This is a genomic window from Sporosarcina ureae (assembly GCF_002082015.1).
Taxonomy (GTDB): domain Bacteria; phylum Bacillota; class Bacilli; order Bacillales_A; family Planococcaceae; genus Sporosarcina; species Sporosarcina ureae_A.
In genome coordinates this window covers 2,802,065-2,818,135 of the sequence record NZ_CP015109.1, presented here as the reverse complement: position 1 = coordinate 2,818,135, position 16,071 = coordinate 2,802,065, and the positions used below count along the sequence as shown (strand labels likewise).

Genomic DNA, 16,071 nt, shown 5'->3' with positions numbered 1-16,071 from the left:
TCACTTCTCTCTCATAGGTCTAAACAACGTCACAGCTTCCACACGTTGTACACCGCGCTGTTTCAACGCCTCTGCTGCGTGACGCAATGTCGTGCCAGTTGTATAAATATCGTCAACGAGTACATACACCGCTTCATTACATGGTATATCGGCCGTTACTTGAAATAGTTCAGTCATCGCGAGACGTTCGCTACGAGATTTTTCCCCCATGACCGATTCCGTCGTCTTTTCAAGTAGCGATTGATACGGAATCTTCGCTGCTTCTAGCAACGCATCCACTTGCGAAAAAGTTCGTTTCCGTTTATTGATCGGATGCATCGGAATCGGCACGACAATCTTTTTGGAATCATTCAATACGCTTCGCAATGAAGACGCGAAAATTTGCGCGAGCGCGACGTCTTGCATGAACTTAAATTGATGCAAGAACTCTCTCGCTGCTTCATTATATGCATACAGCGAATGAACAGAATCGAGTACATCGTCTTCTATAATTTGATCGATGCGCTCGAACTTCTCAAAACAAATCGGACAAGCAAAAGCGTCTTTTTGAATACCTAGAAAGTGTTGCCAAGTCGGCTGATCGTGTAAAAATTGATCACATAGCAAACACGTCATTGCGGCACCTCCGTGCGATTCAGCTTCTGGATTTCCCGTTTCGCTTCGTCCATCGCCTGTGTGATCCCTTGATGAAATAACACGAAGTCGCCTGACGTGTTCGGTACAGAACGCCCCACTCGTCCACCGATTTGAATCAGCGCACCTTTATTGAAAATCGTTTGCTCCGCTCCCACCACCGCCACTTGCACATTCGGTATCGTAATCCCGCGCTCGAGAATCGTCGTCGTCAGCAAACCAGGAATTTCTTTCTGCCTCAGCAACTGCACGCGTTCTTTGCGGTCCTCATGTTCCGCATGGACGGCACAAATTCGCTCATCCAATTTCTGAAATAACGGTTCCGCCAGTTCCATCAGTTCAATTTGATGGAAGAAGATGAGAAACGGTTGCTGTTTGTCGAGACGTTGGGTAGTCCAACGTAGTAATTTCGCTGGAATCCGTTTCTTTTTCAGCTGTTTCTCGTAATTCCACAACGCTTCATTACGCGGTACAGGTAGTGGCTGACCGTGATAACGTCTCGCGAGAACGGATATATTGCCTTGCCTTTTATTCATCGCAAGTAACTGACTCGAAGGCGTCGCCGTGACGAAATGGATCGGTGCGTTAGGTTTTGCGGCTTTTCTAACGGCTCGCTGTAACGTTTCATCCGCTGTATACGGAAACGCATCGGCTTCATCTACGAAAATCACGTCGAACGCCTCGTGAAAGCGATAGAGCTGATGGGTCGTCGCGAGGATTAATTGTGCGTCGAAATGTTCTACTTCTGCCCCGCCATATAACGCTTCTATTGTAGTATCAGGAAAAGCCATCGTTAACCGCGGTAACAGTTCCAAAATGACATCGACTCGAGGCGCTGCGAGACAGACTCGCTTGCCTTCATTTAATACATAATGAATCGGCTGAAATAGCATTTCCGTCTTGCCGGATCCGCACACCGCGTAGAGTAAATGAGATATTCCTTGTTTCGTACTGTCGAGCAACTCACGCGTCGCTTTTTGCTGAGAAGGCGTCAAATTCCCTTGCCAGTTCATGCGGTGGTTCGTTGGGAAAGTGGGTGGCGTGCCTGTCCACGTAAGCAATTCTGAACAGCAGGACACGCGCCCCATGTTGAGACAGTTTCTGCAATACGCGCACGGTGCTTCGCATTGCGCACACGCAAATACAGTGAAGCGTGTTGGATTTTCATTATGGCAACGCTGACAAGCATAGTGCGTGCCATGCCACGTCTTTTTTGTCGTGACACCTTGTTCTATATGGATCTCGCCTTGACGGATGGCTTCGTCAACGGTTTCTTCCGGGAATGGCAAAAGATGACGCAACCAAATGCGTCCTGCCAAAAATTGCTTAAGTTGGTGTCGTTCGGACATGCAGTTCCCCCTGTTCAGGTTCCGCGTCGTTTCACCCAACCGAGCCCCATCGCCCCTTCACCCAGATGCGTGCCGATGACCGGGCCAAAGTGGCTGATCGTGAAATCGACGTTCGGATGTTTTTCTTCTAACTGTTTCTTCCATTCTACTGCCTCGTCATAGCGATTCGCATGGATCACTGCCGCATCGAGCAAATGATTCTTTGCGTCTTCCGACAATAAATCCGAAATCCGCTTCATCGCTTTTCGTGTCGTACGAATTTTTTCAAACGGGACAATGACTTTGTCTTCGAAATGCAAGATCGGCTTCACTTGCAACAGTCCGCCAACTAGCGCCTGCGCACCTGACAAACGACCGCCACGTTGCAAATGCGATAAGTCGTCCACCATGAAATACGCTCGAATATCTTTCTGCATTTTTTTCAATTCTTCAATAATCTCACGCGGATGCACACCTTCATTCGCAAGCTGCGCGGCACGGATCGCGTAAAAGCCTTGGGGATAGGCCGAAATCTCTGAATCAAACGGGAGCACTTCCAAATCGGGCACGAGCTCAGCAGCTTGAATCGCACCCATATACGTTCCGCTAATGCCGCTCGATAAGTGGATCGTAATGACCGCGTCGTAGTCTTTCGCAAGTTCGCTATAGAGCGCTTCGAAATCACCGATCGCGGGCTGAGATGTTTTCGGTAGCGGGCCTTTGCCACGTACTATGTCATAAAATGCTTCGGTTGTGATGTCGGCGTCTTCTTTAAATTCTTTGCCGTCTATCGTGACGAGTAACGGGATCGTATGAATCCCAAGTTCTGCTTTTATATCATCCGGCAAATACGCCGTCGTGTCTGTCACAATCGCTGTTTTCAATATGATCAACTCCTGTCCCTTATTCTACCTGAAATCGGTGGAATTGGCATCTGTGAAGGAGGAAATTGTGATGATGAATTGCGGTACGTGGGGAGATTTGCTCTATGGGCTGGTGGATTGAGCGGATAGGCGTTTTTATTGAGCGGTTAGGTGGTTGGATAGAGCGCTGATGGGAAAGTATGAGCGGGTAACACATTTTATAGAGCGGTAATTGAGTTGGATAGAGCGGATCTCGGCCAACTATGAGCGCGGCCCTAGCCACTTTTAATAGCGGATGAAATGTGGTGAATTAGGCTTTCGATCGGCTGGATTGAGCGGTTAAACATCTTTATTGAGCGTTTAAATGGTCGAATAGAGCGCTTCCCCGTAAACTATGAGCGGATAGCACATATTATAGAGCGGTAAACGAGATATATAGAGCGGATTTCGGCCAACTATGAGCGCGGCCCTAGCCACTTTTAAAGGGGATGAAATGTGGTGAATTAGACTTTCGATCGGCTGGATTGAGCGGATAAACGTCTTTATTGAGCGTTTAAATGGTCGAATAGAGCGTTCACAGCAAACTATGAGCGGATAGCACACATTATAGAGCGGTAAACGAGCTACATAGAGCGGATCTCAACCAACTATGAGCGCAGCCCTAGCTACTTTTAAAGGGGATGAGATGCGGGGAATTAGACTTTCGATCGGCTGGATTGAGCGGATAAACGTCATTATTGAGCGTTTAAATGGTCGAATAGAGCGTTCACAGCAAACTATGAGCGGATAACACATATTATAGAGCGGTTACCGAGCTACATAGAGCGGATCTCAACCAACAATGAGCGCGGCCCAACCACACTCACCTCCCCTACAAGCAACAACTCCCACCAACAACAAACATATCCCAAAGAAAAAAATCCTTCCGAATCACTCGGAAGGATTTTTCATATTGTCACATCGCGGATTTTGCCCAACAACGCTCGCAGCCCATGCAACTTTCGTCAATATAGCAGTAGCCCCTTGACGATCCGCTTCATGGACAGCACGGATATACGCACTGTTTGCTTCATCAACGACATATTGAGGCGTCACATGATTCAACGTCATCGCTAGTACATCGTTAAGACAATGCTCGCACGTACACGGCAAATTCAACTCGTTTTGATATTTGGAAATCACGTCGCGTACCACGACCTCCATAATATTATGCACTTTCATAGTCAGATACTCCTTCTAACTCAGAGTAGATAGAGATTAGAGATATGAATAATTGGATAGTAATGATTCAATATATTGCTCTATGTCGCCAAGTTATCCAATAGGCAAGTTCAATACAACTCTCACCCAGTATGCCAGCGTACGCTTGTAGTAGCACCCACTCTGTACCTAGGGAATGGGGCGGAAGACGGGCGACTCCTGGGGATCAGCGAAAGCCGTAACGAAGAACGGCTTTTGCGAGTAAAAGCGAAGCGTTAGGAGCACATCTTTACCTTATCGGACGAGGAGCTCAGGCCACGCCCTCCGGAAAGCGTCCCGTCTGGAGCCCCATTCCCCGAACCACTAGCCCCGTCAAGTCTCCGCACTGCAAAACCTTACTTCGAAAGAATAATCTTATTCTTCAACAACTCTTTACCCGAAATACCAGGCTTCGTCATCTCGAACGGATGCAAAATTGCGTCCAACTCTTCCTTCGACAAGATGTTTCGCTCAATACAAATCTCACGGATCGACTTGTTCGACAACAATGCTTCTTTTGCAATTTCCGACGCCACTTCATAGCCAACGTGCGGATTGATTGCTGTGATGACACCGATACTTTTCTCGACGTACTCTTCCAAGTGCTCGACGTTTGCTTTGATTCCGTCTAGGCAATAATCGCGGAATGCGCCGAAAACGTTTGTCATGATTTTCAATGACTGGAGAAGATTGAACACCAACACTGGCTCCATAACGTTTAGTTCGAACTGTCCTGCTTCGGATGCCAATGCAATCGTCATATCGTTTCCGACGACTTGGAACGACACTTGGTTCATTACTTCCGCCATTACCGGGTTGACTTTTCCTGGCATGATAGACGATCCTGGCTGTCTTGCTGGTAATGAAATTTCGGATAGACCTGTACGTGGGCCGGATGCCATCAAGCGTAAGTCATTACAGATTTTAGATTGGTTCAGCATCGTGCCGCGTAATGCTGCTGATACTTGAACGTACGAGTCCGTATTTTGTGTAGCGTCTACTAAGTGCGTGGAAGACTTTAATTCGAAACCACTGTTTTCTGACAGGTAGCTCGCTACTTTCTGGATGTATAGTGGGTCTGCGTTTAAGCCGGTACCGACAGCTGTTGCGCCCATATTGATTTCATATAAGTAGACACGTGATACACGGATGCGCTCGATGTCGCGGCGTAGTACCATTGCGTACGCTTCGAATTCTTGTCCAAGACGGATCGGAACCGCGTCTTGTAAGTGTGTACGGCCCATTTTCAAGACCGATTGGAACTCGATCGACTTTTTCAAGTAGGTTTTATGAAGGGATTCCATGACACCGAGTAGCTTGTCTACCTTCATTAGTGTGGCGATATGGATCGCAGTCGGGAACGCGTCGTTTGTCGACTGCGCCATGTTGACGTGCGAGTTCGGGCTAATAATATCGTATTCGCCTTTTTTGTAACCGAGAATTTCAAGTGCACGGTTGGCGATGACTTCGTTTGCGTTCATATTGACTGACGTTCCTGCTCCCCCTTGGATCGGGTCGACGAGGAACTGGTCGCGAAATGCGCCATTGATGACTTCTTCAGATGCTGTAATGATCGCTTCTGCAAGAGTAGCGTCCAATTGACCAATGTCGCGGTTAGCTTGTGCTGCAGATTTTTTGACGATTGCAATCGCACGAATTAAGTCGCGGTTAACGCGGTAGCCCGTGATGGGGAAGTTTTCTGCTGCGCGTAATGTTTGAATACCATAATACGCATCTTGTGGCACCTTCTTCTCTCCGATAAAATCCGACTCTATTCTGTACAGTAATTGTTCTTCCATCATGCAGAACCTCTTCTCAAGTGTTTTTTATAAGTGTAATTCGTATCTCATTATACACACAATATTTCGCATGTATAGCTGTTTGAGCATACAATTTTATCTTACCTTATAGGTAACGTGTAAACCACCCGGTAATCTCTTCTAATCTCGCAATTCGTAGGTTCGGTTTCCCTGTTCTTGACATATTATGATCAGATTCGGGGAAGCGCACAAATTCTGTCTCTTTGCCTAAATCTTTTAAAGTTATAAAGAGTTGTTCCGCTTGTTCGATCGGACAAACGAAATCTCGTTCCGCATGAAGAATTAATAAAGGAGTGTCGATATTCTCCGCATATTTGAGCGGTGACTGCTTCCACAGCGTATTGACATCTGTCATCCCCGCTTTTAAATGCCAGTCGGTGAAGTAGTAGCCGATATTGGATACGCCGAAGAAGCTGACCCAGTTGCTGATAGAACGTTGCGTGACCGCTGCTTTGAAACGATTCGTATGCCCGACAATCCAGTTCGTCATGAAGCCACCGTAGCTACCGCCTGTTACGCCAAGGCGCGTTTCATCAATCCAGTCTTCGGTTTTCAATACTTCATCTAGCCCTGCCATAATGTCTTCATATCCACCGCCACCATAATCGCCACGCACTGCGTCAACAAAGGCTTGACTGTAGCCGTGACTACCCCGTGGATTGAGATAAAGAACGCCGTAACCTTGCGCTGCTAGCACTTGCATCTCATGGAAATACGTATAGCCGTACATCGCATGCGGTCCACCGTGAATTTCTACAATGAGTGGATACGTTTGACCTGCTGTACATTTCGCTGGCTTCATTAGCCATCCTTGAATATCCGTATTCCCATTCGAGTAATGAATCGTTTCCGGTTCAACTAACTCAACTTTTTTCAACCAACCTTCATTGAATGAAGTCAATTTTAACCGTTCACCGGTCGCAATCGTTTGGCGATACAATTCTCCAGGATTGGTCATCGTGCTGACAGTAAGCAACGCGAATTCAGCGTCACCTGCCACATCATACCCGTAGACATGTTCTTCTTCGCCAGTCGCAGGATAGATCGCGCCGTCGAGTGTAGCCGCGTATAAACGCACTTCCCCCATACTCGATAATTGGAAATACAGTTGCTCGTCATCCGTCCACACGACACCTGGCGCAATCGTTTGCTGCAAGTGATCGGAAATACTTTCGTCTCCGACCGGTGCGTCGATTCCCGCTGTTAGATTCATCGTCTGTCCGTTCGTTTGGTCATAGACGAACACATCCGCCTGTGTGACGTTTTGGAACGTCAGATCGTACCCGGTATACGCAATATAGCGATCGTCTGCAGAGAAAGCGACTTGGCCGAAATAGCCTGGTTCGTCGAGAATGACAGTCTCTTTTTTCGTTTCAATCTCCACGAGTACTAACGGAACACTGAAGTCATGATCGGTCTGTTTGTTGCGATTGACCCCGATGACCAAGTGTTTACCGTCATGCGAAACCGCTTCTAATGAATGATCAAATGGTTCCTTCGTGAAATTACAAACATTGCACGTAGCTACATCGACATAGCCGATTTGTGTGTATTCGTCTGGCGGTAAGACGCCGATGAAATCTTCTTTGTATTTCATTTTCGTCACGCGGATCGGTTTGGGAAATCCTTTTTGCTTCTCTACCGTAATAGGAAATGTTTCGCCTGTTGTAAGCTTACCCGTAAACCAGATTTTCTTGCCGCACGGCGACCATTCGAATGAATCGATCCCTTTTTTACAGTCCGTTAATGCATAGGCTTCCCCGCCTGCTGTTTGCATCATATACAGTTGATCTGTTCCGCTTCGATTCGATAAAAAAGCTACTTGCTTGCCGTCTGGAGACCACTTTGTTGCACCGACTCGTTGCTTCCCGTATGTCCAACGCGTTACGTCACCCGTCTGTAAATCGATATGGTGGATCGCTGAGTGATACGCGTTGTCCACTCTATTTAATTCCGTCACGGTAAACACTGCCTCTTGGTCGTTAGGTGCCAAGACCGGATTCGTCACTGATTTCGTTTCAAATAGATCGTCAATCGTTACACATCGTTTATCCATCTAATCCCTCCTGTTTTCTTACTATTCTCTCTAAACCATAACAAGACCGTACTTACTTTGGCAATTATTGCGTAAAAAAACGAGTGACGGGATTTCATTCCCCATCACTCGTTTCCATCCTTCTTAACTTTTCACTTGATCTTTCAATGAACGTCTTAAAATTTTACCTGTCGTATTTTTCGGCAACTCATCTAGGAACTCAATCGTTTTCGGCACTTTGTACTTCACGAGGCGCTTCGCACAGAATTCAAGCAACGACTGTTCTGTAGCGTCCGAACCTTCCTTCAACACCACGTAAGCTTGTACTTCTTCACCGAAGTTTGTATCCGGTACACCAACGACTGCAGCTTCCACAATATCGCGGTGACTAAACAACACTTCCTCTACTTCTCGCGGATAGACGTTGAATCCGCCGACGATGATCATATCTTTCTTACGGTCTACGATATAAAAGTAACCGTTTTCATCTCGTCGCGCCAAGTCGCCTGTATAGAGCCAACCGTCACGAAGTGCAGCTGCAGTTTCTTCCGGCATTTTATAATACCCTTTCATGACGTTCGGTCCGCGTACAATGAGTTCACCGACTTGATTGTCAGGAACTTCGTCTCCATTTTCATCGACCACTTTATTCTCGACATTCATAATATTCGTTCCGATCGAGCCGGGAACACGTTCACGATCCAACGGGTTGAAACAAGTAACCGGTGAAGCTTCGGATAAACCATAGCCTTCCGAAACACGCACATCGAATTTCTCTTCGAAATTATGAAGCAACGAAACAGGCAATGACGATCCACCGGAAATCGCTAATCTAATTGAATCAAAGTCTTCTGTTTTCCCTTCCGGATATTGATAAAGGAAGTTGTACATAGTAGGAACGCCCGCAAAGACGGTCGCCTTTTGCTCGCGAATCATGTTAAAGATCTCGCCCGGGCTAAAGCGTGGTTCAAGTAAAATCGTCGCACCTTTAACGAGTGGCGCATTCGCGACGACAGTTAATGCGAATACATGGAATAAAGGCAATGTCGCTACGATTTTATCATTCTCAGAGAAGCCTAAATAGTCTCCTACGTCACGCGCATTGGAATAAATATTCTTATGCGTTAACATCGCACCTTTTGGGTGTCCTGTCGTTCCAGATGTATACAATATGATAGCGCTTTCATTTTCGTCAACTTCTACCGCTTCTGTCATCGGTTTTGATTTCTTAATAAGCATGCTAAATGGATGCACTTTTGCCTTTACTGTATCGTCCAGCTCAGCTAATTTCTGGGCTGCGTCTGGACTCATTTCACAGACGACATAGTTTTCAATCGTCGGGAATGACTGGCTTGCGACTTCTACTAATGGCAATAATTGATCGATCGCAATTACGGCTTTGGCGTCACTGTTTTCTAGGATGTACGAAATTTCGTCAGGTGTATAAAGCGGGTTGATCGGCACAGCTGTCGCTCCGATTCGCATAGTGGCATAGAGTGAGATCAGATAATGCGGCGTGTTGCCGAGTAGGAATGCTACTTTGTCCCCTTTGTGGACCCCTAGGTTTTGTAGTGCGTTGGCGAACATCGATACGGACATGTCGAACTCTGCGTACGTCGTGTCTTTTCCCATGAAGTGGTAGGCGATTTTACTTGGCTTGGTCTGTGCGGTTTGCTGAACACTTGAAACTAAATTCATGCTTTCATCTCCCTAACAAGTGAATGAATAACCATTCAGTATTTTGTTCATTATACTGATAAAACAAATAATTGGCAAGACTTTACTGGGAATTTAATTATTTTAGTTTAATAGCATAGGATGGACGGGCTGAGTGGATGGGATTGAAGCTCCAGCTGGGGACGCGTTCCGGAGGGCGTGGCTTGAGCCTCCTCGTCCGCTTCGCTCCCTGCGGGGTCTCAAGGCGCACGCTGATCCTCTCGGAGTCGCCCCAGCTTCCGCTTCAATCCTACTTTCAAAGTGTTTAGGTATAGACCTCTTACTAACAATAGTGTGTAACTTTAGGCTTTGAGCATATTTCAGTCAAGTTCAAATCATAGTCCAACTACAAAAGCAATGACAACCCTAACTACAGTGAACTTTGAAAAGTATCACCTACTCTGATTGTAAGGGATTGGAGCGGCAGGCGGCGACTCTGGGAGGATCAGCCCGATCAGGTGAGACCACTAAAGGAGCGCAGCGACTAGGGGGCTCACCGCGGGCCCTCCAGAACGCGTCCGCCTAGAGCGCAAATCCCTACCCCTATGCCCTTCCTCTTGTATTTTAGAACTAAACTACTGTCATTCAAAAAGACACCTCTTCTCTAAGAAGTAGGTGCCTTAATATGTGAAATATAGCGCCAGCGGATTAGGTAGAAATAGAAAATTTGCATTAGCGCAAAGCCCGCCAGCACGAGCGCTAGTTCTTTGACGATCGAGATCTCGGCCAGCGCATCCCAAATCACTTGCAGCGACATAAAAGCAAACACACTGTGGATGAACGACACACCCCACGGGAAGAAAAACTGCGGGATCAACTGCCGGTTGACGATCTTCGTGAACTCCCGGTCCGTCATCCCAATCCGTTGCAACACCGCGTACTGCCGTCGATCGTAGCTGAGCGACGTATACAACCGGAAGTAAATAAAACTTCCCGACGCAAGGAAAAATACGGCCGCCAGCAATAACCCGATAAACAACAGCAACGAAAACGTCATGCGGATATGCGAGTAATTCAACCCGGGGTTCTCAAACTCGTAGCGCACCGGATCGCGGTGTTCGAGCATGAGCCCCGCCAGCACTTGGGCATTGATAGACAATCCAATTTCTTGCGTTTCTTGCCAGTCTCGCACGTTAAACGCATAATAATTAAACGCCAGTGCATCGGCACCTGCATGTTCTTCAATCCGATCGAAGTCCAAGTGATTGACGACAATCGTATTAAGACCGATCGCGTTCGGCGGAAACAGTTTATACGGATAGACGCCTTCGATATCAAGTGACACGCCACTATTAGCCAGTTCTGTATTGACTGATTCTGTCGACAACTGATTAGCAGCGGCTGCTGTTGCCGGTAAGAACAACGCATGTCCACTTTCCAATGAAAGCGGCTTTTCCCCGAAGGTTGCGGCCAATTCATTCAGGTCAGACAGCTTGACAATATGAACTTTGTTTTTAGTATAGGACGATTGCTGTTGCAGCACACGAAATCGTACAGCCCAATAATCGAGGCCTTCCTGTTCGAGTTCATTGGTCAATTGCGCGATATGCGCGTATTCGAATTCATTATGTGGCAAACTTTTATAAATAAGCCCGAGCGGATTCACTTCACGGTATTGCGAAGCGAACGACGTTAACGACGCCAGAATACCGACCGACATGAACGCGATCGTCGAAACGATTGTCACGATGAAGAACATCCGCGCATTTTCTCTTAACCGGACGATGCTTTCCGAGATCGAGATCATCCAAAAGTCTCGCCAAAAAAACTTCTTTTGCCGTCGCAGTGCATGCAAGACGAGCGGTAAAGTGTCCGTGAAAAAGTAATACGTCCCGATGGTGAGGAGTGGCGGTAGCAAGAAGAACAGACTGATGATGCTCGAACGTGAGACGAATGCCGCCATCGCGTACGCGAGCAATAATAGCACCACGCCAAAGATCCCACGGCTTTTCGAGTACGAATAAACCGACTGCACCGCCATATCCCCATGTAATAAATCCGATACTTGCCCTTGCTGAATGAATACAGGGGCGATATATGAAATAATAGCGAATAAACTAAGAAATGCCCCCATCGTCAGCACGAATGGTTTCCAAGATAAATAAAGCGGTAACACTGGAATTTGCACAATCGCTTTGACGATCATGAAGAAGAACTTCGAAAACATGAAGCCGAGGAAAATTCCACTGATGATCGATGCAAAGCCAAGTAACATCGTTTCAATGAAAATGAGTCGATGCAACTGACGTTTGGCCATTCCGAGAAGTAGTAACACACCGAACTCTTTCGATCGCGCCTGCAAAAATGCGCGCATTGAATAAAATAAGAAAAACAGCGTGAAAATGAATAGAATGATTTCCGCTATGCCCATACCGAGCGTTGAAATCTCTTTTAAGAAGGTGTTTTCAATTGACGGATGGAACAGCAACATCGAATAGAGGAAAAATACCATGACGGAAAATACACTCGCCATGAAAAATGCCGCATACACCCGGCGGTTACGAAGGACGTTACGATAAGCGAACTGTCGAAAAGTCATTCACATTCCCTCCAAGTAATGACAACACATTCAAAATCCGCTGGAAAAAGGTTTGCCGGCGTTCGTCTTTATAAATTTCATTGAAAAATTCCCCGTCTTTAATGAATAGCACGCGATCACAGTAACTTGCCGCGACCGGGTCGTGCGTCACCATAATGATCGACGTCTTTTCATGCTGGTTAATATGTTCGAGTAATTCGAGCACATCTTTCGCAGACTTCGAATCCAAGTTTCCTGTCGGCTCATCCGCTAATACAATGCTCGGCTGATGGATGAGCGCTCGCCCTATCGCGGTACGTTGTGCTTGTCCACCTGATAATTCATCCGGACGGCGCTCCAAAATATCTTCTAGATTCAGCTTTTGCGCCATATCTTTCACACGTTTTTTCATCTCTTCGATAGGTAGTCCATCAAGCGTTAACGGCAATACAAGATTTTCTTCCACCGTCAACATTTGCAGTAAATTGATTTCCTGAAAGACGAACCCGATTTGTCGTCTGCGGAACAAAGCAATTTCATTTTGACTGAGCTTCTCCGGTTCTACCCCACCAATGACAATCTTGCCATACGTCGGAATATCCGTGGCCATCAATAAATTGAGCAACGTCGTCTTACCGCTACCCGACGGCCCCATGATCGCAACGAACTCCCCTTTTTGCACATCGAAGTCCAATTGATTCAATGCACGATGTACCACTTTTCCTTCATAGATTTTCGTTATATCTTCCATCTTAACGACCGGTTGTGTCATTTGGTTGTTCACCCGCCTCTCCGTCTGTAAATAGTAATGCGATCGTCGTGCCTTCTCCTTGCTTCGAGGATATCGTCAGTTGGTGGCCTAGTTTCTCACAGACTTCAGACGCAATATACAACCCCATGCCGGTCGATTCACCAGACAATCTGCCGTTTTCTCCTGTGAAGAAAGCTTTCGTCACACGATGTAAATCGGATGCCGGAATTCCGATTCCTTCATCGACAATCTCCAGACACAGTCCTTCTTGAAGTTGCACCGCATTGACATGTATTTTCTTCCCTTTTTCAAATGTATATTTCACTGCATTCGTAATAAATTGATTGAGCATGAACTTGATCCATTTTCGATCAGTCGCAACCGTTAAGTGTTCATCGACGTTCAGTACAGGAAACAGACCGTTCGCAATGAAGAGGCGTTTATTATCATTGAGCACTTCTTGCAATACTTGCCGAAGCCATAGCCGTTCTATTTGCATATCTTCTTCAAACGTTTCAAGCCGTGCATTGACCAGGACGATTTCCAATCCGTTTTGGATGCGCCCCACTTCCTGCTCAATACTCTTCTTATCCACTTCCTCTTCTTGCAGTAATAAATTTATGACCGAGATCGGCGTTTTCATTTGGTGCACCCATTGATTCACGAAATGTAAATGACGATTTTGTCTGTCATATAACGTCTGCACTTCACGTTGATACAGGCGATATAATTCACGTGTGAATTCCATCGTCTGTTTATGTTCAGGTGTCATAACGTGCCGAATCAACGCATCTTCCATTTGCTTCGGTTTTTCAACAATTTTTGCGTAATATGTACGCCGCCTAATGAATTTCGCAAGTAAATAGCCCGCCGTAAGTAAAATACTCATCGCGACCGAATAGACCGCTGTGTTCGGACTGCGGAACCCATCAAGCCAAAACAATAGTAAAATGAATGATACGAGTCCGATTTGAAACAACATGAAGGATACATGCTCTTTAACAAATAGTGTGAAAGCTTTCATTACGCTTCCGTCTCCGGCATGAAGCGATATCCCGCACCACGCACCGTTTCAATCCAAGATTGCACATCGTAATCCGTTAATTTCTTGCGCACTCGAGCCATATTGACGTTAAGCGTATTTTCGTCGACGAATGACTGATCATCCCACAGTTCTTCGAGTAATCTTTCGCGTGACACGACTTTCGGAGACTCGCCCATCAGCAATTCCAAAATGACACATTCTTTCTTCTGAAGAGGAATTTCTTCTTGGCCTTTTTGTAGCGTCATTCGTTCGATATATAAAGTCAAATCACCTGACACAATCATACGCTCCGACTGACTCGGTGAATATTCTCCGAATGAACGGCGCAAATGACTTTTAATTTTCGCCAACACAATTTCATAATGGAATGGCTTCGTAATGAAATCATCGCCACCATTTTCTAGCGCAAACACTTGATCCATATCACCTGAACGTGCCGAGATAAAAATAATCGGACACATCGTATGCTGACGTAGTTGACGGCACCAATAGTAACCGTCATAGATCGGCAAGTTGATATCTAACAGCACTAAATGCGGATTATATGCAATGCATTCTTCGACGACTCGGTCAAAGTCCTGAATGATCGCGACTTCGTATTGATATTTTTCAAGCGTTCCCGCTAATAATTGAGCAATCTTCAAATCATCTTCAACAATAAATATTCGGTGCTTCACCGTAACCCCTCACTTTCTCATTATATTCAGTATAACGCATTTCACAGCGCACATAAATGAATCCCTGTACACAAAACAGCGCATGCCCCGCAAGACATGCGCTGTTCTTTAATAGATTACATCCACAAATTCTTCCAGCTTAATACCACCTAGAATTTTTTCCACGTCCAGAGACTCAAGTGCGTCCGTAATTGCCTTTCGTTCGTACTTCACACCTACTAATCTATTTTCAATTTCTTGCACTTCGCCAACACCGAAAAAGTCACCGTATATATTGACGTTTTCTATACTGCCTTTTTCAACTTGCAAACGAACATCAATGCCACCGACAGGAAAACGTTTAGATTGCTGTAAGTTGAACTTCGGCGAACGTCCGTAATTCCACTCCCAGTTACCATAACGCTCCGCAGACAATTCACGGATCTTCGTCCAATCGTCATCCGTCAATACACGATACTCAATATTTTCTTCCCCATCGAACATTGAATTTAAGATTTCCTGTCTAAACTGTTCAATGGAGATTGGCTCTTCCAAAAACTCGGAAATATTCGCAACACGACTACGAATCGACTTGATTCCTTTCGATTCGATTTTGTCTTTCCTCACTTTAAGTGAATTCACGACGCCTTCCATATCTGTATCAAACAATAACGTCCCGTGGCTAAACATGCGATCTTTTGTGGCGAATTGTGCATTCCCCGAGATTTTGCGTCCATCAATCAAAATATCGTTACGGCCAAGCAATTCCGCTTTGATTCCCATTTTAGCCAGCGCATCTGTTACAGGCTCCGTGAATTTCTTAAAATTACGGAACGACTCCCCATCGTCTTTCGTAATGAAACTGAAGTTCAAGTTTCCTTTATCATGATACACCGCCCCGCCACCAGACAGTCTACGTACTACGTGGATGCCTTGACGATCCACAAACTCTGTATTGATTTCTTCCACTGTGTTTTGGTTTTTCCCGATTATGATAGAAGGCTCATTGATATAGAACAGTAAATACGAATCTTTGTCTACGTCCATTGTATTAAGTACATATTCCTCAATAGCGAGATTAATACGCGGGTCTGTAATGCCTTGATTATCGATAAATTTCATATTTTCTTCTCTCCTCACAAAATTGTCACATTTATTTTCTGTTAATTCTCTCAATTCCAAACTCCTAAAACCGCTTGAAAGCGCGTCACCAAAGGCTTGAGTCCATTTTAACAGATAGTTAAATGAAATGTTGACTTCCGGCATCTGTTATAATACAATGTGTATATACCAATGAGTTATACAACAAACAGAAGGGGATGGATGGATATGGTAGAAAGCATCGTTGAATTTTTCAAGAACTTGCCGGCGAAGGTTTGTGCGACATGTGGAACGGAAATTGAAGAGCAGCACGAGTGTTACTCTAATCAATGCAATCATTGCAACGTAAAATAAAACATAACTTTC

At 45.7% G+C, this 16,071-nt stretch carries 13 protein-coding genes; 1 reads left to right on the top strand and 12 read right to left on the bottom strand.

Going from position 1 to position 16,071, the window contains the following annotated elements:
- From SporoP17a_RS13620 to SporoP17a_RS13565, 12 genes are all read right to left on the bottom strand, one after another.
- Positions 1 to 615: a ComF family protein gene (locus tag SporoP17a_RS13620; RefSeq protein WP_083035184.1), complete on the bottom strand. Its 615-nt coding sequence runs from the start codon at positions 613 to 615 to the stop codon at positions 1 to 3.
- The gene (locus tag SporoP17a_RS13615) at positions 612 to 1,982 is read right to left on the bottom strand and encodes an ATP-dependent helicase ComFA (protein WP_167693437.1); all 1,371 of its coding nucleotides are present in this window, start codon (positions 1,980 to 1,982) and stop codon (positions 612 to 614) included. The genes SporoP17a_RS13620 and SporoP17a_RS13615 overlap by 4 nt, the downstream gene beginning before the upstream one ends.
- 14 nt (positions 1,983 to 1,996) lie before the next feature.
- A complete protein-coding gene (locus tag SporoP17a_RS13610) occupies positions 1,997 to 2,845 on the bottom strand; it encodes a DegV family protein (RefSeq protein WP_083035183.1) in 849 nt (282 codons plus the stop codon).
- A 909-nt stretch (positions 2,846 to 3,754) separates the two neighbouring features.
- A complete protein-coding gene (locus tag SporoP17a_RS13605; RefSeq protein WP_083035182.1) occupies positions 3,755 to 4,045 on the bottom strand; it encodes a late competence development ComFB family protein in 291 nt (96 codons plus the stop codon).
- A gap of 374 nt (positions 4,046 to 4,419) precedes the next feature.
- The gene (aspA, locus tag SporoP17a_RS13600) at positions 4,420 to 5,865 is read right to left on the bottom strand and encodes an aspartate ammonia-lyase (protein ID WP_083035181.1); all 1,446 of its coding nucleotides are present in this window, start codon (positions 5,863 to 5,865) and stop codon (positions 4,420 to 4,422) included.
- Positions 5,866 to 5,968: 103 nt separating this feature from the next.
- Complete coding sequence (locus SporoP17a_RS13595) at positions 5,969 to 7,939, bottom strand: S9 family peptidase (protein WP_083035180.1); 1,971 nt, start codon at positions 7,937 to 7,939, stop codon at positions 5,969 to 5,971.
- A gap of 123 nt (positions 7,940 to 8,062) precedes the next feature.
- The gene (locus SporoP17a_RS13590; protein ID WP_083035179.1) at positions 8,063 to 9,616 is read right to left on the bottom strand and encodes a fatty acid--CoA ligase family protein; all 1,554 of its coding nucleotides are present in this window, start codon (positions 9,614 to 9,616) and stop codon (positions 8,063 to 8,065) included.
- Between the two features lie 622 nt (positions 9,617 to 10,238).
- Positions 10,239 to 12,173 (bottom strand): FtsX-like permease family protein, encoded by a 1,935-nt coding sequence (locus SporoP17a_RS13585; RefSeq protein WP_083035178.1) that lies wholly within the window; start codon positions 12,171 to 12,173, stop codon positions 10,239 to 10,241.
- The gene (locus tag SporoP17a_RS13580) at positions 12,145 to 12,924 is read right to left on the bottom strand and encodes an ABC transporter ATP-binding protein (protein ID WP_083035177.1); all 780 of its coding nucleotides are present in this window, start codon (positions 12,922 to 12,924) and stop codon (positions 12,145 to 12,147) included. Before SporoP17a_RS13580 ends, SporoP17a_RS13585 begins: the two co-directional genes overlap by 29 nt.
- Complete coding sequence (locus SporoP17a_RS13575) at positions 12,905 to 13,927, bottom strand: sensor histidine kinase (protein ID WP_083035176.1); 1,023 nt, start codon at positions 13,925 to 13,927, stop codon at positions 12,905 to 12,907. Before SporoP17a_RS13575 ends, SporoP17a_RS13580 begins: the two co-directional genes overlap by 20 nt.
- Positions 13,927 to 14,625, bottom strand: coding sequence for a response regulator transcription factor (locus SporoP17a_RS13570; RefSeq protein WP_083035175.1), 699 nt, complete (start codon positions 14,623 to 14,625; stop codon positions 13,927 to 13,929). Before SporoP17a_RS13570 ends, SporoP17a_RS13575 begins: the two co-directional genes overlap by 1 nt.
- Before the next feature lie 108 nt (positions 14,626 to 14,733).
- Positions 14,734 to 15,726: a lipoate--protein ligase gene (locus SporoP17a_RS13565; RefSeq protein ID WP_083035174.1), complete on the bottom strand. Its 993-nt coding sequence runs from the start codon at positions 15,724 to 15,726 to the stop codon at positions 14,734 to 14,736.
- A 207-nt stretch (positions 15,727 to 15,933) separates the two neighbouring features.
- On the opposite strand from SporoP17a_RS13565, the gene yhfH reads away from it, so the two are divergent.
- Positions 15,934 to 16,059, top strand: coding sequence for a protein YhfH (gene yhfH / locus SporoP17a_RS13560; protein WP_083035173.1), 126 nt, complete (start codon positions 15,934 to 15,936; stop codon positions 16,057 to 16,059).
- Positions 16,060 to 16,071: the final 12 nt, after the last annotated feature.